The sequence below is a fragment of the Pseudomonas sp. Pso3 genome (assembly GCF_055393275.1).
On record NZ_AP043687.1, the window covers coordinates 439,640 to 458,983 of the forward strand.

At 62.1% G+C, this 19,344-nt stretch carries 15 protein-coding genes and 4 tRNA genes; 16 read left to right on the plus strand and 3 right to left on the minus strand.

Annotated elements, in window-relative coordinates; all coding sequences use genetic code 11:
- Positions 1 to 167 precede the first annotated feature (167 nt).
- From rimK to rimA, 3 genes are read right to left on the minus strand one after another with little or no spacing between them, the layout of a single operon-like run.
- The gene (rimK, locus tag ACZ5R1_RS02015) at positions 168 to 1,073 is read right to left on the minus strand and encodes a 30S ribosomal protein S6--L-glutamate ligase (RefSeq protein ID WP_027598254.1); all 906 of its coding nucleotides are present in this window, start codon (positions 1,071 to 1,073) and stop codon (positions 168 to 170) included.
- Entirely contained in the window at positions 1,070 to 1,546 is a 477-nt protein-coding gene (rimB, locus tag ACZ5R1_RS02020) for a retropepsin-like aspartic endopeptidase RimB (protein WP_027598255.1), read from the minus strand. The genes rimK and rimB overlap by 4 nt, the downstream gene beginning before the upstream one ends.
- A 15-nt stretch (positions 1,547 to 1,561) precedes the next feature.
- Entirely contained in the window at positions 1,562 to 2,338 is a 777-nt protein-coding gene (rimA, locus tag ACZ5R1_RS02025) for a S6 modification regulatory phosphodiesterase RimA (RefSeq protein ID WP_027603086.1), read from the minus strand.
- An 88-nt stretch (positions 2,339 to 2,426) separates the two neighbouring features.
- Between rimA and ACZ5R1_RS02030 the strand changes: the two genes are divergently transcribed.
- From ACZ5R1_RS02030 to rpoC, 16 genes are all read left to right on the plus strand, one after another.
- A complete protein-coding gene (locus tag ACZ5R1_RS02030; RefSeq protein WP_186304710.1) occupies positions 2,427 to 2,840 on the plus strand; it encodes an RNA-binding S4 domain-containing protein in 414 nt (137 codons plus the stop codon).
- A 106-nt stretch (positions 2,841 to 2,946) separates the two neighbouring features.
- Positions 2,947 to 3,840 carry an Hsp33 family molecular chaperone HslO gene (gene hslO / locus ACZ5R1_RS02035; protein ID WP_074585103.1) on the plus strand — a complete coding sequence of 298 codons (894 nt, stop codon included), beginning with the start codon at positions 2,947 to 2,949 and terminating at the stop codon, positions 3,838 to 3,840.
- Between the two features lie 104 nt (positions 3,841 to 3,944).
- Complete coding sequence (locus ACZ5R1_RS02040; RefSeq protein ID WP_007161252.1) at positions 3,945 to 5,486, plus strand: phosphoenolpyruvate carboxykinase; 1,542 nt, start codon at positions 3,945 to 3,947, stop codon at positions 5,484 to 5,486.
- 220 nt (positions 5,487 to 5,706) lie between these two features.
- Positions 5,707 to 5,791 (plus strand) — tRNA-Tyr (locus ACZ5R1_RS02045).
- A gap of 23 nt (positions 5,792 to 5,814) precedes the next feature.
- A tRNA-Gly gene (locus tag ACZ5R1_RS02050) sits at positions 5,815 to 5,888 on the plus strand.
- Between the two features lie 20 nt (positions 5,889 to 5,908).
- Positions 5,909 to 5,984 (plus strand) — tRNA-Thr (locus tag ACZ5R1_RS02055).
- An 84-nt stretch (positions 5,985 to 6,068) separates the two neighbouring features.
- Positions 6,069 to 7,262: an elongation factor Tu gene (tuf, locus tag ACZ5R1_RS02060; RefSeq protein ID WP_027603089.1), complete on the plus strand. Its 1,194-nt coding sequence runs from the start codon at positions 6,069 to 6,071 to the stop codon at positions 7,260 to 7,262.
- 54 nt (positions 7,263 to 7,316) lie between these two features.
- A tRNA-Trp gene (locus ACZ5R1_RS02065) sits at positions 7,317 to 7,392 on the plus strand.
- 35 nt (positions 7,393 to 7,427) lie between these two features.
- Positions 7,428 to 7,796 carry a preprotein translocase subunit SecE gene (gene secE, locus ACZ5R1_RS02070; RefSeq protein ID WP_027601417.1) on the plus strand — a complete coding sequence of 123 codons (369 nt, stop codon included), beginning with the start codon at positions 7,428 to 7,430 and terminating at the stop codon, positions 7,794 to 7,796.
- Between the two features lie 11 nt (positions 7,797 to 7,807).
- Positions 7,808 to 8,341 (plus strand): transcription termination/antitermination protein NusG, encoded by a 534-nt coding sequence (gene nusG, locus ACZ5R1_RS02075; protein WP_007163096.1) that lies wholly within the window; start codon positions 7,808 to 7,810, stop codon positions 8,339 to 8,341.
- A 112-nt stretch (positions 8,342 to 8,453) separates the two neighbouring features.
- Positions 8,454 to 8,885: a 50S ribosomal protein L11 gene (rplK, locus tag ACZ5R1_RS02080; protein WP_007163095.1), complete on the plus strand. Its 432-nt coding sequence runs from the start codon at positions 8,454 to 8,456 to the stop codon at positions 8,883 to 8,885.
- Positions 8,885 to 9,580 carry a 50S ribosomal protein L1 gene (gene rplA, locus ACZ5R1_RS02085; RefSeq protein ID WP_145249206.1) on the plus strand — a complete coding sequence of 232 codons (696 nt, stop codon included), beginning with the start codon at positions 8,885 to 8,887 and terminating at the stop codon, positions 9,578 to 9,580. Before rplK ends, rplA begins: the two co-directional genes overlap by 1 nt.
- A gap of 208 nt (positions 9,581 to 9,788) precedes the next feature.
- Entirely contained in the window at positions 9,789 to 10,289 is a 501-nt protein-coding gene (gene rplJ, locus ACZ5R1_RS02090) for a 50S ribosomal protein L10 (RefSeq protein ID WP_007163093.1), read from the plus strand.
- A 79-nt stretch (positions 10,290 to 10,368) separates the two neighbouring features.
- Positions 10,369 to 10,737, plus strand: coding sequence for a 50S ribosomal protein L7/L12 (gene rplL, locus ACZ5R1_RS02095; RefSeq protein ID WP_017641869.1), 369 nt, complete (start codon positions 10,369 to 10,371; stop codon positions 10,735 to 10,737).
- A 224-nt stretch (positions 10,738 to 10,961) separates the two neighbouring features.
- Entirely contained in the window at positions 10,962 to 15,035 is a 4,074-nt protein-coding gene (gene rpoB, locus ACZ5R1_RS02100; RefSeq protein WP_027599187.1) for a DNA-directed RNA polymerase subunit beta, read from the plus strand.
- 62 nt (positions 15,036 to 15,097) lie between these two features.
- A complete protein-coding gene (rpoC, locus tag ACZ5R1_RS02105; protein ID WP_017641871.1) occupies positions 15,098 to 19,297 on the plus strand; it encodes a DNA-directed RNA polymerase subunit beta' in 4,200 nt (1,399 codons plus the stop codon).
- The last annotated feature ends 47 nt before the right edge of the window (positions 19,298 to 19,344 follow it).

Consider the following 19,344-nt stretch of genomic DNA (forward strand, 5'->3'; position numbering starts at 1 on the left):
GCCGGATGCTGCTTCTGCACTTTGTAGGAGCGGCCGCATCGGCGGACCGCCATGGCCGCGATGCTGTGGCATAGCGAAATGGCCTCGACATCGGGCTCGCGCGATTTATCAGGAGATAGGGAGGTTGGGCCAGACGCCAGCGCAGCCCAACCTCCCAAGCCACGGCCTCAGCCCTTGCCCTTGGTCCGTGTCAGCCCCGGCTCGGCGTTCTTTTCCAGGTATTCGATGATGATCCCGGCGACGTCCTTGCCGGTGGTCTGCTCGATGCCTTCCAGGCCGGGCGAGGAGTTGACCTCCATCACCAGCGGGCCGTGGTTGGATCTGAGTATGTCCACCCCGGCCACGCTCAGGCCCATGGCCCGGGCCGCACGCAGGGCGGTCATGCGTTCCTCGGGGGTGATCTTGATCAGGCTGGCGGTGCCGCCACGATGCAGATTCGAGCGGAATTCCCCGGGCGCCGCCTGGCGCTTCATCGCCGCGATCACCTTGTCGCCGACCACGAAGCAGCGGATGTCCGCACCGCCCGCCTCGCGGATGTATTCCTGCACCATGATGTTCTGCTTGAGCCCCATGAAGGCCTCGATCACCGACTCGGCCGCCTTCTCGGTTTCGCACAGCACCACGCCGATGCCCTGGGTGCCTTCCAGCACCTTGATCACCAGGGGGGCGCCGTTGACCATCTGGATCAGGTCCGGTACGTCGTCCGGCGAGTGGGCGAAGCCGGTCACCGGCAGGCCGATGCCCTTGCGCGAGAGCAGTTGCAGGGAGCGCAGCTTGTCGCGCGAACGGCTGATGGCCACGCTCTCGTTGAGCGGAAAGACGCCCTGCATCTCGAATTGGCGCAGCACCGCGCAGCCATAGAAGGTCACCGAGGCGCCGATGCGCGGGATGACCGCATCGAAGCCTTCCAGCGGTTTGCCACGGTAATGGATCTGCGGCTTGTGGCTGGCGATGTTCATGTACGCGCGCAGGGTGTCGACCACGACCACCTCATGGCCGCGGCTGACGCCGGCCTCGACCAGGCGCCGGGTGGAATACAGGTTGGGGTTACGCGAGAGAACGGCGATTTTCATGGGGCACCGGAGGCCGGAGTAAGGGACAACTGGGGTTTGTCTTGCGCATAGGAGACGGCCGGATTCACCAGCAGGCCACCATCGATCAACGCCTTGGAGCCGAGCAGCATGCGATAGCGCATGCTCTTGCGGCAGGCCAGGGTGAATTCCACCGGCCACTGGCACTCGCCCAGGGCCAGCAGGGTACGGATGACGTAACGGGTCTGGGCGATGCCATTGGAGCTGCGGATGGTCTTTTTCGCCACCAGTGGCGCTTCGCAATGGCGGTGCCGGGACTGGACCAGGGTGCCCAGGTGCACGGTGAATCTCACCCAGCGCTCCTTGCCGCGCATGAACGGCTGGACTTCCGTCGCATGCAGCGCCGAGGTACTGGCGCCGGTGTCGATCTTGGCTCTCAGCCCGACCACGCCCAGATCGGGCAGGGCCACCCACTCACTCAGGCCGATAATGACCGGTTCGGCGGAATTGCTCATCGCTGCTCCTTGAAATCAGTGGCCTCCGCCTAAATGTTGCGGATCAACGAGCTGCTTGAAGGCTGGTTTGGCGAACAGATAGCCCTGCATCAGCTCGATCCCGAGGTCCCGCAGGCAATCGCGTTCGGCGACGGTCTCCACGCCTTCGGCGATCACCTGGGTGCCCAGTTCGCGGCACATGACGATCAGGTTGCGCACGATGGTCCGTCGCACCTGATCCTGGTCGATGCCGCGGATGAGCGCCATGTCGAGCTTGACCAGGTCCGGCTGGAATTCGGCCAGCAGGGTCAGGCCGGAATGACCGGCGCCAAAGTCGTCGATGGCGGTCTTGAAGCCGAATTGCTGATATTCGCGCAGGATGTGCGTCAGGTGGTTGCTGGCCACGTGCTCGGTTTCCACCGTCTCGAAGATCAGGCGCTCCAGGGGAAAGCCATGCTCGCGCGCGGCGGCCAGAGTGCTGCGGATGCACAATTCCGGACGATAGACAGCGTTGGGCAGAAAGTTGATCGAGAGACTCTCCTGCATGCCCAGGGCCGCCGCGGTGGCGATGGCCTTGGTGCGGCAGAGCTGGTCGAATCTATAGCGGTTGCTGTCGGTTACCTGATTGAGCACCGACAGTGCGCCTTCGCCGCCTGGTCCGCGCACCAGCGCTTCCCGGGCGAAGACCGCGCCTCTGCCCAGATCCACGATGGGCTGATAGGCAAAGTCGAAGTCGAAGCCCAGGGGTTCCGACTGCTGGCACCCCGCGCAGCGGGTCTGACCGGTCAGGTCGGAAGGAAAGAATGTGGTCATGGCTCTCCAGAGGCGCGCTTGCAGCGTCGGTCCGATGGTTTAGAGTTCTTGAGAAGAGTCTAAGACCCAATAGGGGACCTTTTATTCGATGTATGCAGTAGATCACACTGAAGAACGGATGCGCCTTGATAAATGGCTCTGGGCGGCACGTTTTTTCAAGACCCGCGCGCTGGCCAAGGCGGCCCTCGAAGGCGGCAAGGTCCAGTGCCGTGGCGAACGCTGCAAGCCCAGCAAGGAGCCGCGTGTCGGCGATGTCCTCACCATCCGTCAGGGCTATGACGAGAAGACCGTGGTGATCGTCGCCCTGTCGCAGAACCGCCGTGGTGCGCCCGAGGCCCAGCAGCTCTATACCGAGACGCCGGAAAGCCTCGAGGCGCGCGAACAGGCCGCTGCGGCGCGCAAGGCGGGCAACCTCGGTCTGCAGACCGACGGCCGTCCCACCAAGAAGCAGCGGCGCCAGATCCACCAGTTCCGCGAGTACGTCCATCCGTTCGACGACTGATCCCGTCGCGACTCGCCGGATCCTCTCAATGGCCAGGACCGCTCGGCGGCCCTGGCGTGTGCCGCAGCGTCAGGCTTCGCGGCCTCCTTCCTTATATAGGTAGTTCATGACTTCCCACGATTTCACCCAGCGCTTCCTGTTCGACGAAACCGATGTCCGCGGCGAACTGGCCACCTTGGATCGCAGCTATGTCGAGGTCCTCGCCAAGCACGCCTACCCGGAGCCCGTCGCCCAATTGCTGGGCGAGATGCTGGCGGCGGCCGCGTTGCTGTGCGGAACCCTCAAGTTCGAAGGGCTGCTCGTGCTGCAGGCGCGTTCCAGCGGGCCAATCCCGCTGCTCATGGTCGAGTGCTCCAGCGAGCGCGAGGTGCGCGGCATCGCCCGCTATGAAGAGGCCGAGATCAGTGCGTCCGCCTCCCTGGGCGAACTCATGCCTGATGGCGTCCTGGCCCTGACCATCGATCCCCGCCACGGTCAGCGTTACCAGGGCATCGTCCCGCTGGAGGGCGCGAACCTGGCCGAATGCCTGTCCGGCTACTTCGCCACCTCGGAACAACTGCCCACCCGTTTCTGGCTGAATGCCGATGGTCGCCGCGCCCGTGGCCTGCTGCTCCAGCAGTTGCCGCCGTCACGTATCAAGGATGCCCAGGCCCGCCAGGACAGCTGGGAGCACGTCGTCACCCTGGCCGATACCCTCACCGCCGAAGAACTGCTGGGCCTCGACAACGAGGTGATCCTGCATCGCCTGTTCCACGAGGAAACGGTGCGTCTGTTCGACGAGCAACCGGTGGCCTTCAGCTGCAGCTGCTCCCGCGATCGGGCGGCCAATGCCCTGATCAGCATGGGGCAGCCGGACGTCGAGAGTCTGCTCGACGAACAGGACGGACAAATTCGGGTCGATTGTCAGTTTTGCAATGAGCAGCAGGTCTTCGACGCCGCCGATATCGCGCAGATTTTTGCGGGCGGCGGCACGCAAACCCCAGGAAATACCCGGCACTAGCCGTTGCAAAAGCCCGAAGGCTTTCTGGCATAATCCCGCAACGTGTAGTTCTGCCGTGTAAGAGCTACAAGCATGAGGAACGGCCCAGGGCCATGGGGAACGAAATGACGAAAGCCAACGTGTATACCGATATCAGCGTCGCGCAGTTAGTGGAAGAGTCCCTGCGACGTGGCGAAGGAGAGCTGGCCGCCAATGGCTCGCTGGTCGTCAAGACGGGGCATCGCACGGGGCGTTCGCCGGTAGATCGCTTTATCGTCGAGGAAGCCTCCACGCGCGACGCCATCCACTGGGGGCCGATCAACCGGCCTTTCCCGGAGGAGAAGTTCGCCCCGCTGTGGGAGCGCGTCAGCGCCTACCTGGACGAGCGTGATCAATTCGTCTCCCACGTCCATGTAGGCGCCGATGTCGAGCACTACCTGCCCGTCGTCATGCGCACCCAGACCGCCTGGCACAACCTGTTCGGCCGCTGCCTGTTCATCAATCCGGCCGAATACAATCCCCAGTCCAAGCCGGCCTGGGAGATCCTCAATGCGCCCGAGTTCGTCTGCGAGCCCGAGCGTGACGGCACCAATTCCGACGGCACCGTCATCATCAACTTCGCGGCCCGCAAGGTGCTGATCGCCGGCATGCGCTACGCCGGCGAAATGAAGAAGGCCATGTTCTCGGTGCAGAACTTCCTGCTGCCGGAAAAGGATGTGCTGCCGATGCACTGCGCCGCCAACGTGGGCGAGGAGGGGGATGTCACCCTGTTCTTCGGCCTCTCCGGCACCGGCAAGACGACCCTGTCCGCCGACCAGAGCCGCTACCTCATCGGTGACGACGAGCACGGCTGGGGCGTGGGCACGGTCTTCAACATGGAAGGTGGCTGCTACGCCAAGTGCATCGACCTGTCCGAGAAGAACGAGCCGGTGATCTGGAAGGCCATCCAGTTCGGCGCCGTGCTGGAGAACGTGGTCCTGGATCCCCAGACCCGTCAGCCCAACTATGCCGACGACAGCCTGACCCAGAACAGCCGGGCGGCCTATCCGCGCGAGCTGATCGACAAGCGCGCCGAGCACAACCTGGGTGGCGAGCCCAATGCGGTCATCTTCCTGACCTGCGACCTCACCGGTGTGCTGCCCCCGGTTTCCATCCTTAATAATGAGCAGGCGGCCTATCACTTCCTGTCCGGCTACACCGCCCTGGTCGGCTCGACCGAGATGGGTTCCGGTCCCGGCATCAAGTCGACCTTCTCCACCTGCTTCGGTGCGCCCTTCTTCCCGCGCCCGGCGGCCGAGTACGCCGATCTGCTGATCAAGCGCATCCAGGGCTTCGGCTCCAAGGTGTACCTGGTCAACACAGGCTGGACCGGTGGTGGCTACGGCGTGGGCAAGCGCTTCAACATCCCCACCACTCGCGCGGTGATCGCGGCCATCCAGAGCGGCGCCCTCATCGGTGCCGAGACTCGCCATGTGCCGGTCATCAATCTCGACGTCCCGGTCGCCGTGCCGGGCGTGGACAGCGTCCTGCTCAATCCGCGCGACACCTGGCAGGATGGCGCCGCCTATGACGCCGCCGCTCGGGAGCTGGCCGGCAAGTTCGTCGAGAATTTCAAGAAGTTCTCCGGCGTCTCCGAAGGCATCGTGGCGGCCGGTCCCCAGCTGTAATCGGGGGTCGCCGTCTGCAAACAAAGGCCGCCGCTAGGGCGGCCTTTGTTTTTTAAGCTTTTTTTTCGTTTTGGGGTTGCGCACTCCGCCGTGGTTGCATAAACTGCGCCCGCTTTCGCTGATAACGCTAGCGAGCGAGGCGAAAGCACTGATTGTTAAGGAGATTTTAAAAAGATCCTTGACAAGAGGAGGGCAGATGAAGAAAATGCCGCCTCACTTTGGAGGGGTTCCCGAGTGGCCAAAGGGATCAGACTGTAAATCTGACGTCGCAGACTTCGAAGGTTCGAATCCTTCCCCCTCCACCAGATTGCTAGAGCGTTTAGGCTCTGCGGGTATAGTTCAGTGGTAGAACCTCAGCCTTCCAAGCTGATGATGCGGGTTCGATTCCCGCTACCCGCTCCAGTTTGACTGGCAAATGTTTCGCTCATGTAGCTCAGTTGGTAGAGCACACCCTTGGTAAGGGTGAGGTCAGCGGTTCAAATCCGCTCATGAGCTCCATCTTAAAAAGGCAGATATGAAAATATCTGCCTTTGTTTTAATGGCGGCATTGCTTTGCTCAATTCGTGAAGGGAGAGAGTGTCGATGGCTAAAGAAAAGTTTGAACGTAACAAGCCGCACCTGAACGTGGGTACCATCGGTCACGTTGACCATGGCAAGACCACTCTGACCGCAGCGCTGACCAAAGTCTGTGCCGACACCTGGGGCGGTTCCGCTCGTGGTTTCGACCAGATCGATAACGCGCCGGAAGAAAAGGCTCGCGGTATCACCATCAACACCTCCCACGTTGAGTACGACTCGGCGATCCGTCACTACGCGCACGTCGACTGCCCCGGCCACGCCGACTACGTGAAGAACATGATCACCGGTGCTGCCCAGATGGACGGCGCGATCCTGGTTTGCTCGGCTGCTGACGGCCCCATGCCGCAGACCCGCGAGCACATCCTGCTGTCCCGTCAGGTAGGCGTTCCCTACATCGTCGTGTTCCTGAACAAGGCCGACATGGTTGATGACGCCGAGCTGCTGGAACTGGTCGAAATGGAAGTTCGCGATCTGCTGAACACCTACGACTTCCCGGGCGACGACACTCCGATCGTCATCGGCTCCGCGCTGATGGCTCTGAACGGTCAGGATGACAACGAGATGGGCGTTTCCGCCGTGCGCAAGCTGGTCGAGACCCTGGACTCCTACATCCCCGAGCCCGAGCGCGCCATCGACAAGCCGTTCCTGATGCCGATCGAAGACGTGTTCTCGATCTCCGGTCGCGGCACCGTGGTAACCGGTCGTGTCGAGCGTGGCATCGTCAAGGTCCAGGAAGAAGTCGAGATCGTGGGCATCAAGGCCACCGTCAAGACCACCTGCACCGGCGTTGAAATGTTCCGCAAGCTGCTGGACGAAGGCCGTGCTGGCGAGAACGTCGGCGTGCTGCTGCGTGGCACCAAGCGTGAAGACGTGGAGCGTGGCCAGGTTCTGGCCAAGCCGAACACCATCAAGCCGCACACCAAGTTCGAGTGCGAAGTGTACGTGCTGTCCAAGGAAGAAGGTGGTCGTCACACCCCGTTCTTCAAGGGCTACCGTCCGCAGTTCTACTTCCGCACCACCGACGTGACCGGTAACTGCGAACTGCCGGAAGGCGTCGAGATGGTGATGCCGGGCGACAACATCAAGATGGTTGTCACCCTGATCGCTCCGATCGCGATGGAAGATGGTCTGCGTTTCGCCATCCGTGAAGGCGGTCGTACCGTCGGCGCCGGTGTGGTTGCCAAGATCATCGAGTAATCGATTGATCTTGGACTGTCAGGCCGGCATAATGGTCGGCCTGATTCAAGTTACAGGCCAGTAGCTCAATTGGCAGAGCGGCGGTCTCCAAAACCGCAGGTTGGGGGTTCGATTCCCTCCTGGCCTGCCAGATTCCCATCTGGCACTCCTTACAGGATTCATGCAATGAGCATCAAGGCGGAAGCCAAAGAGTCGCGCTTCGATGCGCTGAAGTGGCTGGTGGTTGTCGTTCTGGTAGCGGTCGGTGTTGTTGCCAACCACTACTTCGCTGCTCAGTCCATCCTGTATCGAGTGGTAGGTCTGTTGGTGCTGGCAGCCATTGCTGCCTTTGTTGCCCTGCAGACCGCCAAGGGGCAGGCCTTCTTCGGCTTGCTGAAAGACGCCCGTACCGAGATTCGCAAGGTTGTCTGGCCTACCCGGCAAGAGACCACTCAGACCACGCTGATCGTGGTTGCCGTGGTGCTCGTGATGGCTTTGTTGTTGTGGGGGCTCGACTCCCTGCTCGGTTGGCTGGTTTCCACGATTGTTGGTTGAAAGGGTTCGCCGTGGCTAAGCGTTGGTACGTCGTGCATGCCTACTCGGGTTACGAGAAGCATGTCATGCGTTCGTTGATCGAGCGCGTCAAGCTGCACGAAATGGAAGACCAGTTCGGCGACATTCTCGTGCCCACCGAAGAAGTGGTGGAAATGCGCAATGGCCAGAAGCGCAAGAGCGAGCGCAAGTTTTTCCCGGGCTACGTCCTGGTGCAGATGGAAATGAACGAAGGGACCTGGCACCTGGTCAAGGATACCCCTCGGGTCATGGGCTTCATCGGCGGTACCGCCGATAAGCCGGCACCCATCACTGATCGTGAGGCGGACGCAATCCTGCGTCGTGTCTCCGACAGCAGCGACAAGCCCAAGCCGAAGACCCTGTTCGAGGCTGGCGAAACGGTTCGGGTGGTAGATGGTCCGTTCGCCGACTTCAACGGCGTCGTCGAAGAAGTGAATTACGAGAAGAGTCGCATCCACGTGGCGGTACTGATCTTTGGTCGGTCGACCCCTGTGGAGCTTGAGTTCAGCCAGGTCGAAAAGGTCTAGGTTGTCCGCATCCCTCACCCCGTAGCCCAGGCTGCGGGGTTTTGTCGTCACTGGGATATAGCAAGTAATTGGGGAGCCCCGCGGGGCGTTGAACCCATCATTGGAGTAGCACATGGCTAAGAAGATTCAGGCTTACATCAAGCTGCAGGTTAAGGCCGCTCAAGCCAACCCGAGCCCGCCGGTCGGTCCGGCGCTGGGTCAGCACGGCGTCAACATCATGGAATTCTGCAAGGCGTTCAACGCCCGCACCCAGGGCATGGAGCCCGGTCTGCCCACCCCGGTGATCATCACCGTGTACAGCGACCGCAGCTTCACCTTCGAAATCAAGAGCACCCCGGCTTCCGTGCTGCTCAAGAAGGCTGCTGGCATTCAGAGCGGTTCCGCTCGTCCCAACAGCCAGAAGGTCGGTACCGTCACCCGCGCCCAGCTGGAAGAGATCGCGAAGACCAAGAATGCCGATCTCACCGCCGCCGATATGGACGCCGCCGTGCGTACCATCGCCGGTTCCGCTCGTAGCATGGGTCTGAATGTGGAGGGCGTGTAATGGCCAAGCTCACTAAGCGTCAAAAGGCTATCGCCGAAAAAATCCAGGCTGGCAAGCAGTACGGCTTCGAAGAAGCTGCAGCCCTGCTGGCCGAGCTGTCCACCATCAAGTTCAAGGAGTCCGTCGACGTCTCCGTGAACCTGGGCGTGGATCCGCGTAAATCCGACCAGGTCGTCCGTGGCGCCACCGTGCTGCCCAACGGCACTGGCAAGTCGGTTCGCGTTGCCGTGTTCACCCAGGGTGCCAATGCCGAAGCTGCACTGGCCGCTGGTGCCGAGAAAGTCGGCATGGACGAACTGGCTGCCGAAATGAAGGCCGGCGACCTGAACTACGACGTCGTCATCGCCTCGCCGGACGCCATGCGCGTTGTTGGCCAGCTGGGTCAGCTGCTCGGCCCGCGCGGTCTGATGCCCAACCCCAAGGTTGGCACCGTGACCCCGGATGTCGCTACCGCCGTCAAGAATGCCAAGGCTGGTCAGGTGCGTTTCCGTACCGACAAGAACGGCATCATCCACGCTTCCGTTGGCAAGATCGATTTCGAGCCCGTGAAGCTGAAGCAGAACGTTGAAGCTCTGCTGGCCGACCTGAAGCGCCTGAAGCCCTCGACCTCCAAGGGCATCTACGTCAAGCGCATCACCCTGAGCTCCACCATGGGCCCGGGTCTGCAGATCGACCAGGCTTCCCTGGAAGCCTAAGCAAGTTGCAAGTCGCCGTGCCCTCGGGCACGGCGCCAAGATTGGGGTCCCTGCCTGGCGGGGGCTGTCCAAGACCGTAGGGGACGCAGGTCTTAAACCGGGGAAACCCTAGCCTACGCAGATGGTGCTCCCGATTCGGTTACCGAGTCAGACACCAAAACGCCGCCCAGTCCATCGGGCGAAACGGTAACATCCAGGAGTTAAACCCGTGGCAATCAAACTCGAAGACAAGAAGGCTATCGTCGCTGAAGTCAACGAGGCTGCCCAAGGTGCCCTGTCCGCTGTCGTGGCCGATGCCCGTGGCGTGACTGTGGGTGCCATGACCGGACTCCGTAAAGAGGCCCGCGCGGCCGGTGTCTATGTACGTGTCGTACGTAACACCCTGCTGCGTCGTGCCGTTGAAGGTACGTCTTTCGACGTCCTCAACGACACCTTCAAGGGCCCGACCCTGATCGCGTTCTCCCAGGAGCATCCGGGCGCTGCCGCCCGTATCTTCAAGGATTTCGCCAAGGGTCAGGACAAGTTCGAGATCAAGGCCGCCGCGTTCGAAGGCAAGCTCATTCCGGCTAACCAGATCGACGTACTGGCATCGCTGCCGACCTACGACGAAGCTGTGTCCCAGCTGATGAGCGTCATCCAGGGCGCTACCAGCAAGCTGGCTCGTACCCTCGCCGCCATTCGCGACCAAAAGGAAGCTGCCGCCGCCTGATCAGGCGTGCTGCGTTTCCTGCAAGTCTTTCTTATTATTTGCGGCCTGAAGCCGCACCCTGTTATAGGAATATAGAGTCATGGCTCTGACCAACGAAGACATCATCAACGCCGTATCCGAAATGTCCGTCATGCAAGTGGTGGAACTGATCAAGGCGATGGAAGAGAAGTTCGGCGTGACCGCCGCTGCCGCCGTTGCCGCTGGCCCGGCTGCTGCCGCTGCCGTCGTCGAAGAGCAGACCGAATTCACCATCATGTTGACCGAAGCCGGCGACAAGAAAGTGAACGTCATCAAGGTCGTTCGTGAACTGACCGGTCTGGGCCTGAAAGAAGCCAAGGCTGTCGTTGACGGCGCCCCGGGCGTGGTCAAGGAAGGCGTTTCCAAAGAGGAAGCCGAGGCTGCCAAGAAGTCTCTGGAAGAAGCAGGCGCCAAGGTCGAGCTCAAGTAAGTTCGGTTCTTGCGTCTACAGCCAGAACGTCTCACGTTCGGCTGATGGCTGGTGGCGAACGCCACCGGCCTTTTGCCGTTTTGTGCAGGGCGAGCATATCCGCCTGGCAAAACGCGCTGTATCCACCTCGCTCTCGGGGTGCGGCAAACCAAGGGTTTGCACGATTTTCCGGCTGCTCCCGTCGGAGAGGCCAAACAAGCTGGTGACCAAGCTGGGGAACGCTGATGGCTTACTCATACACTGAGAAAAAACGTATCCGCAAGGACTTTAGCAAGTTGCCGCACGTCATGGACGTGCCCTATTTGCTGGCTATCCAACTGGATTCGTACCGCGAATTCCTGCAGGCGGGCGCAGGCAAAGACCAGTTCCGCGATATCGGCCTGCATGCGGCCTTCAAGTCCGTTTTCCCGATTATCAGCTATTCCGGCAATGCGGCCCTGGAATACGTCGGCTATCGCCTGGGCGAGCCGGCTTTCGATGTCAAGGAATGCGTCCTGCGCGGCGTGACCTTCGCCGTCCCGCTGCGGGTCAAGGTTCGCCTGATCATTTTCGACCGCGAGTCGTCGAACAAGGCGATCAAGGACATCAAGGAGCAGGAAGTCTACATGGGGGAAATCCCCCTGATGACCGAGAACGGTACCTTCATCATCAACGGTACCGAGCGTGTCATCGTGTCCCAGCTGCACCGCAGCCCGGGCGTGTTCTTCGATCACGACCGCGGCAAGACCCACAGCTCGGGCAAGCTGCTGTACTCGGCGCGCATCATTCCCTACCGCGGCTCCTGGCTGGACTTCGAGTTCGACCCCAAGGACGCCGTGTTCGTGCGTATCGACCGTCGCCGCAAGCTGCCGGCCTCGGTACTGCTGCGCGCGCTCGGCTACAGCACCGAAGAAGTGCTGGATGCCTTCTATGACACCAACGTCTTCCACATCAAGGGCGAGACCCTGAATCTGGAACTGGTGCCCCAGCGCCTGCGTGGTGACATCGCCAGCTTCGACATCAAGGACGAAACCGGCAAGGTGATCGTGGAGCAGGGCCGTCGCGTGACCGCTCGCCACATCAACCAGCTGGAGAAGTCCGGCATCACCGAGCTGGAAGTGCCCTTCGATTACGTCATTGGCCGTACCACTGCCAAGGCCATCGTGCACCCGTCCACCGGCGAGATCATCGCCGAGTGCAACACCGAGCTGACCCTCGACATGCTGGCCAAGATGGCCAAGGCCAATGTCGTACGGCTCGAGACGCTGTACACCAACGACATCGACTGTGGTCCGTTCATCTCCGATACCCTGAAGATCGATTCCACCGGCAACCAGCTGGAAGCCCTGGTCGAGATCTATCGGATGATGCGTCCTGGCGAGCCGCCGACCAAGGAAGCTGCCGAGACCCTGTTCAACAACCTGTTCTTCAGCGCCGAGCGTTACGACCTGTCCGCCGTCGGCCGCATGAAGTTCAACCGCCGTATCGGTCGCGATGCCATCGAAGGCTCGGGCGTCCTGAGCCGCGAAGACATCGTCGATGTGCTCAAGACCCTGGTCGACATCCGTAACGGCAAGGGCATCGTCGACGACATCGACCACCTGGGCAACCGTCGCGTCCGTTGCGTCGGTGAAATGGCCGAGAACCAGTTCCGCGTGGGCCTGGTGCGGGTGGAGCGTGCTGTCAAGGAACGCCTGTCCATGGCCGAAAGCGAAGGCCTGATGCCGCAGGACCTGATCAACGCCAAGCCGGTGGCCGCCGCGATCAAGGAATTCTTCGGTTCCAGCCAGCTGTCGCAGTTCATGGACCAGAACAACCCGCTGTCGGAGATCACCCACAAGCGCCGTGTCTCCGCACTCGGCCCGGGCGGTCTGACCCGTGAGCGCGCCGGCTTCGAAGTCCGTGACGTACACCCGACGCACTACGGCCGGGTCTGCCCGATCGAAACGCCGGAAGGTCCGAACATCGGTCTGATCAACTCCCTGGCTGCCTATGCCCGCACCAACCAGTACGGCTTCCTCGAAAGCCCGTACCGCATGGTCAAGGACGGCGTGGCCACAGACGAGATCGTCTTCCTGTCGGCCATCGAAGAAGCCAACCACGTGATCGCCCAGGCCTCCGCCGGGCTGGACGAGAACAACCGGCTGATCGACGAGCTGGTCGCCGTGCGTCACCTGAACGAATTCACCGTCAAGGCGCCCGAAGACGTCACCCTGATGGACGTTTCGCCCAAGCAGGTCGTCTCCGTAGCCGCCTCGCTGATTCCGTTCCTCGAGCACGACGACGCCAACCGCGCGTTGATGGGTTCGAACATGCAGCGTCAGGCCGTACCGACCCTGCGTTCGGACAAGCCGCTGGTAGGTACCGGCATGGAGCGCAACGTCGCCCGTGACTCCGGCGTCTGCGTCGTGGCCCGTCGGGGTGGCGTGATCGACTCCGTCGATGCCAGCCGTATCGTGGTGCGGGTCAACGATGACGAAGTCGAGACCGGTGAAGCCGGCGTCGACATCTACAACCTGACCAAGTACACCCGTTCCAACCAGAACACCTGCATCAACCAGCGTCCGCTGGTGAGCAAGGGTGATCAGGTGGCCAAGTTCGACATCCTGGCCGATGGCCCCTCGACCGATATGGGCGAGCTGGCACTGGGTCAGAACATGCGCGTAGCCTTCATGCCCTGGAACGGCTTCAACTTCGAAGACTCCATCTGTCTGTCGGAGCGCGTGGTCCAGGAAGACCGCTTCACCACTATCCACATCCAGGAACTGACCTGTGTGGCCCGTGACACCAAGCTCGGCCCGGAGGAGATCACCTCCGACATCCCGAACGTGGGTGAGGCTGCGCTGAACAAGCTGGACGAGGCCGGTATCGTCTACGTCGGTGCCGAAGTCGGTGCCGGTGACATCCTGGTCGGCAAGGTCACGCCCAAGGGCGAAACCCAGTTGACCCCGGAAGAGAAGCTGCTGCGCGCCATCTTCGGCGAAAAGGCCAGCGATGTTAAGGACACCTCCCTGCGCGTGCCCACCGGTACCAAGGGTACCGTCATCGACGTCCAGGTCTTCACCCGTGACGGCGTCGAGCGCGACTCCCGCGCCCTGGCCATCGAGAAGTCCCAGCTCGACGAGATCCGCAAGGATCTGAACGAAGAGTTCCGCATCGTCGAAGGCGCGACCTTCGAGCGTCTGCGTCAGGCTCTGGTCGGTCAGGTCGCCGAAGGCGGTCCGGCGGTCAAGAAGGGTGCCGTCATCACCGACGAGTACCTGAACGGGCTCGAGCGCGGTCAGTGGTTCAAGCTGCGCATGGCGGAAGATGCTCACAACGAGCAGCTGGAAAAGGCCCAGGCCTACCTGTCCGACCGTCGCCAGCTGCTGGACGACAAGTTCGAAGACAAGAAGCGCAAGCTGCAGCAGGGCGATGACCTGGCTCCGGGCGTACTGAAGATCGTCAAGGTCTACCTCGCCATCAAGCGCCGCATCCAGCCGGGCGACAAGATGGCCGGTCGCCACGGTAACAAGGGTGTGGTCTCGGTGATCATGCCGGTCGAAGACATGCCCTACGACGCCAACGGCACGCCGGTGGACATCGTGCTGAACCCGCTGGGCGTACCTTCGCGGATGAACGTCGGTCAGATCCTCGAAACCCACCTGGGCCTCGCGGCCAAGGGCCTGGGCGAGAAGATCAACGTGATGATCGAAGAGCAGCGCAAGGTCGCCGAACTGCGTGGCTTCCTGCACGAGATCTACAACGAGATCGGTGGCCGTCAGGAGAAGCTGGACGACCTGAGCGATCAGGAAATCCTCGACCTGGCGAAGAACCTGCGCGGTGGTGTTCCCATGGCCACGCCGGTGTTCGACGGTGCCAAGGAGCGCGAGATCAAGGCTATGCTGAAGCTGGCCGATCTGCCCGAGAGCGGCCAGATGCGTCTGTATGACGGTCGCACCGGCAACGCCTTCGAGCGCACCACCACCGTTGGCTACATGTACATGCTCAAGCTGAACCACCTGGTGGACGACAAGATGCACGCCCGTTCCACCGGCTCCTACAGCCTGGTTACCCAGCAGCCGCTGGGTGGTAAGGCGCAGTTCGGTGGTCAGCGTTTCGGGGAGATGGAGGTCTGGGCACTGGAGGCCTATGGCGCGGCTTATACCCTGCAGGAAATGCTGACGGTGAAGTCGGACGATGTGAACGGCCGGACCAAGATGTACAAGAACATCGTGGACGGGGATCACCGCATGGAGGCCGGCATGCCCGAGTCCTTCAACGTACTGATCAAGGAAATCCGCTCGCTCGGCATCGATATCGAACTGGAAACCGAATAACACGAGACCCTAGAGGAGACGACCGCGCGGCGGTCGTCTCCGGTCCGTGAGGAGGAAAGGCCTTGAAAGACTTGCTCAATCTGTTGAAAAACCAGGGTCAACTCGAAGAGTTCGATGCCATCCGTATCGGTCTGGCCTCGCCCGAGATGATTCGTTCCTGGTCGTTCGGTGAAGTGAAGAAGCCGGAGACCATCAACTACCGTACCTTCAAGCCCGAGCGCGATGGTCTGTTCTGCGCCAAGATCTTTGGCCCGGTCAAGGACTACGAGTGCCTGTGTGGAAAGTACAAGCGCCTCAAGCACCGCGGCGTGATCTGCGAGAAGTGCGGCGTGGAAGTCGCCCTGGCCAAGGTGCGCCGCGAGCGCATGGGCCACATCGAGCTGGCTTCGCCCGTCGCCCACATCTGGTTCCTGAAGTCGCTGCCGTCCCGTATCGGCCTGCTGCTGGACATGACCCTGCGTGACATCGAGCGCGTGCTCTACTTCGAGAGCTACGTGGTGATCGACCCGGGCATGACCACCCTCGAGAAGTACCAGCTGCTCAACGACGAACAGTACTTCGAGGCCCTGGAAGAGTTCGGCGACGACTTCGATGCCCGCATGGGTGCGGAAGCCGTGTTCCAACTGCTCGGCGCCATTGATCTGGAGCACGAGATCGGCCGCCTGCGCGAAGAGATTCCGCAGACCAACTCCGAGACGAAGATCAAGAAGCTGTCCAAGCGCCTGAAGCTGATGGAAGCCTTCCAGGGCTCCGGCAACAAGCCGGAGTGGATGGTCATGACCGTGCTGCCCGTGCTGCCGCCGGACCTGCGTCCGCTGGTGCCGCTCGATGGCGGCCGCTTCGCGACCTCCGACCTGAACGATCTCTATCGTCGCGTCATCAACCGGAACAACCGCCTCAAGCGGCTGCTCGACCTCGCCGCGCCCGACATCATCGTGCGCAACGAGAAGCGCATGCTGCAGGAAGCCGTTGACGCCCTGCTGGACAACGGCCGTCGCGGTCGTGCCATCACCGGTTCCAACAAGCGCCCGCTGAAGTCCCTGGCCGACATGATCAAGGGCAAGCAGGGTCGTTTCCGTCAGAACCTGCTGGGCAAGCGCGTCGACTACTCGGGTCGTTCCGTGATCACCGTGGGCCCGACCCTGCGTCTGCACCAGTGCGGTCTGCCCAAGAAGATGGCCCTGGAGCTGTTCAAGCCGTTCATCTTCGGCAAGCTGGAAGCCCGTGGCATGGCGACCACCATCAAGGCCGCCAAGAAGATGGTCGAGCGCGAACTGCCCGAGGTCTGGGACGTTCTCGCCGAAGTCATCCGCGAACACCCCGTGCTGCTCAACCGCGCCCCGACCCTGCACCGTCTGGGCATCCAGGCGTTCGAGCCGGTCCTCATCGAAGGCAAGGCGATCCAGCTGCACCCGCTGGTCTGCGCCGCGTACAACGCCGACTTCGACGGTGACCAGATGGCCGTGCACGTGCCGCTGACGCTGGAAGCCCAGCTGGAAGCGCGCGCCCTGATGATGTCGACCAACAACATCCTGTCGCCCGCCAACGGCGAGCCGATCATCGTGCCGTCGCAGGACGTGGTTCTGGGTCTGTACTACATGACCCGTGAAGCCATCAACGCCAAGGGCGAAGGCCGCGTGTTCGCCGACCTGCAGGAAGTCGATCGCGTCTTCCGTGCCGGCGAAGCCGCGCTGCACGCCAAGGTCAAGGTGCGCATCAACGAGACCATCCGTCACAAGGACGGCAGCCTGACCAAGAACACCCGCATCGTCGACACCACCGTCGGCCGCGCGCTGCTGTTCCAGGTCGTGCCCGCCGGTCTGCCGTACGACGTGGTCAACCAGTCGATGAAGAAGAAGGCCATCTCCAAGCTGATCAACCACTGCTACCGCGTGGTGGGTCTGAAGGACACCGTCATCTTCGCCGACCAGCTGATGTACACCGGTTTCGCCTATTCGACCCTGTCCGGCGTCTCCATCGGCGTCAACGACTTCGTCATCCCGGACGAGAAGGCCCGCATCATTGATGCCGCCACCGCCGAGGTGAAGGAGATCGAGAGCCAGTACGCTTCCGGCCTGGTGACCCAGGGCGAGAAGTACAACAAGGTGATCGACCTCTGGTCGAAGGCCAACGACGAAGTGTCCAAGGCGATGATGACCAACCTCTCGAAAGAGAAGGTCATCGATCGCGAGGGCAAGGAAGTCGACCAGGAGTCCTTCAACTCCATGTACATGATGGCCGATTCCGGCGCCCGGGGTTCCGCGGCCCAGATTCGTCAGCTCGCCGGCATGCGTGGCCTGATGGCCAAGCCGGACGGCTCCATCATCGAGACGCCCATCACCGCCAACTTCCGTGAAGGCCTGAACGTACTCCAGTACTTCATCTCCACCCACGGTGCCCGTAAGGGTCTGGCGGATACCGCTCTGAAGACCGCGAACTCCGGTTACCTGACCCGTCGTCTCGTCGACGTGGCCCAGGATCTGGTGGTGACCGAGGTCGACTGCGGTACCGAGCGCGGCCTGATCATGACCCCGCACATCGAAGGCGGCGACGTGGTCGAGCCCCTGGGTGAGCGCGTTCTGGGTCGGGTCATCGCCCGCGACGTGCCCAAGCCGGGTACCGAAGAGATCATCGTGCCGGCCGGCACCCTGGTCGACGAGCGCTGGGTCGAGTTCCTCGAACTCAACAGCGTCGACGAAGTCGTGGTGCGTTCGCCGATCACCTGCGAAACCCGTCATGGCATCTGCGCCAAGTGCTACGGTCGCGATCTGGCCCGTGGTCACCAGGTCAACATCGGTGAAGCGGTCGGCGTCATCGCCGCCCAGTCCATCGGTGAGCCGGGTACCCAGCTGACCATGCGTACCTTCCACATCGGTGGTGCGGCCAGCCGGACTTCCGCGGCCGACAGCGTCCAGGTCAAGAACGGCGGTGCCATCCGCCTGCACAACCTGAAGCACGTCGAACGTGCCGACGGTGCCCTGGTTGCCGTGTCCCGTTCCGGTGAACTGGCGATCGCCGACGACTTCGGTCGTGAGCGCGAGCGCTACAAGCTGCCCTACGGTGCGGTGATTTCGGTCAAGGAAGGCGACAAGGTCGACGCTGGCGCCATCGTCGCCAAGTGGGACCCGCACACCCACCCCATCGTCACCGAGATGGACGGTACCGTGGCCTTCGTCGGCATGGAGGAGGGCATCACCATCAAGCGCCAGACCGACGAACTGACCGGTCTGACCAACATCGAGGTGCTCGACGCCAAGGATCGCCCGACTTCCGGCAAGGACATCCGTCCGGCGGTCAAGCTGATCGACGCCAACGGCAAGGACCTGCTGCTGCCGGGTACCGACGTACCGGCCCAGTACTTCCTGCCGCCGAACGCGCTGGTCAACCTGAGCGACGGTGCCAAGGTGCATGTGGGTGACGTTATCGCCCGTATCCCCCAGGAAACCTCCAAGACCCGCGACATCACCGGTGGTCTGCCCCGCGTGGCCGACCTCTTCGAAGCGCGTCGTCCCAAGGAGCCGGCAATCCTGGCGGAGATCAGCGGTACCATCTCCTTCGGCAAGGAAACCAAGGGCAAGCGTCGTCTGGTCATCACCCCGACCGATGGCACCGATCCCTACGAGGAGCTGATTCCGAAGTGGCGCCACCTGAACGTCTTCGAAGGCGAGCAGGTAAGCCGCGGCGAAGTCATCTCCGACGGTCCGAGCAACCCGCACGACATCCTGCGTCTGCTGGGTGTCAGCGCGCTGGCCAAGTACATCGTCAACGAGATCCAGGACGTGTACCGCCTGCAGGGCGTGAAGATCAACGACAAGCACATCGAGACCATCCTGCGGCAGATGCTGCGCAAGGTCGAGGTGAGCGACACCGGCGACTCGAGCTTCATCAAGGGCGATCAGGTCGAACTGACCCACGTCCTGGAAGAGAACGAGCAGCTGGTCGGCAATGATCGCTTCGTCGCCAAGTACGAGCGCGTGCTGCTGGGTATCACCAAGGCTTCGCTGTCCACCGAGTCCTTCATCTCGGCCGCTTCCTTCCAGGAGACCACCCGTGTCCTGACCGAGGCCGCCGTGACCGGCAAGCGCGACTTCCTGCGCGGCCTGAAGGAAAACGTGGTGGTGGGTCGTCTGATCCCGGCCGGTACCGGTCTGGCCTACCACAGCGAGCGCAAGCGCCAGCGCGAACTCGGCAAGCCGCAGCGCGTGAGCGCCAGCGAGGCCGAAGCCGCCCTGACCGAAGCGCTGAACTCCAGCGCCAGCTGAGTTCGGTAGCAGGTCTCGCTTGACAAAGCCCCCGGCGCCCCAGGCGT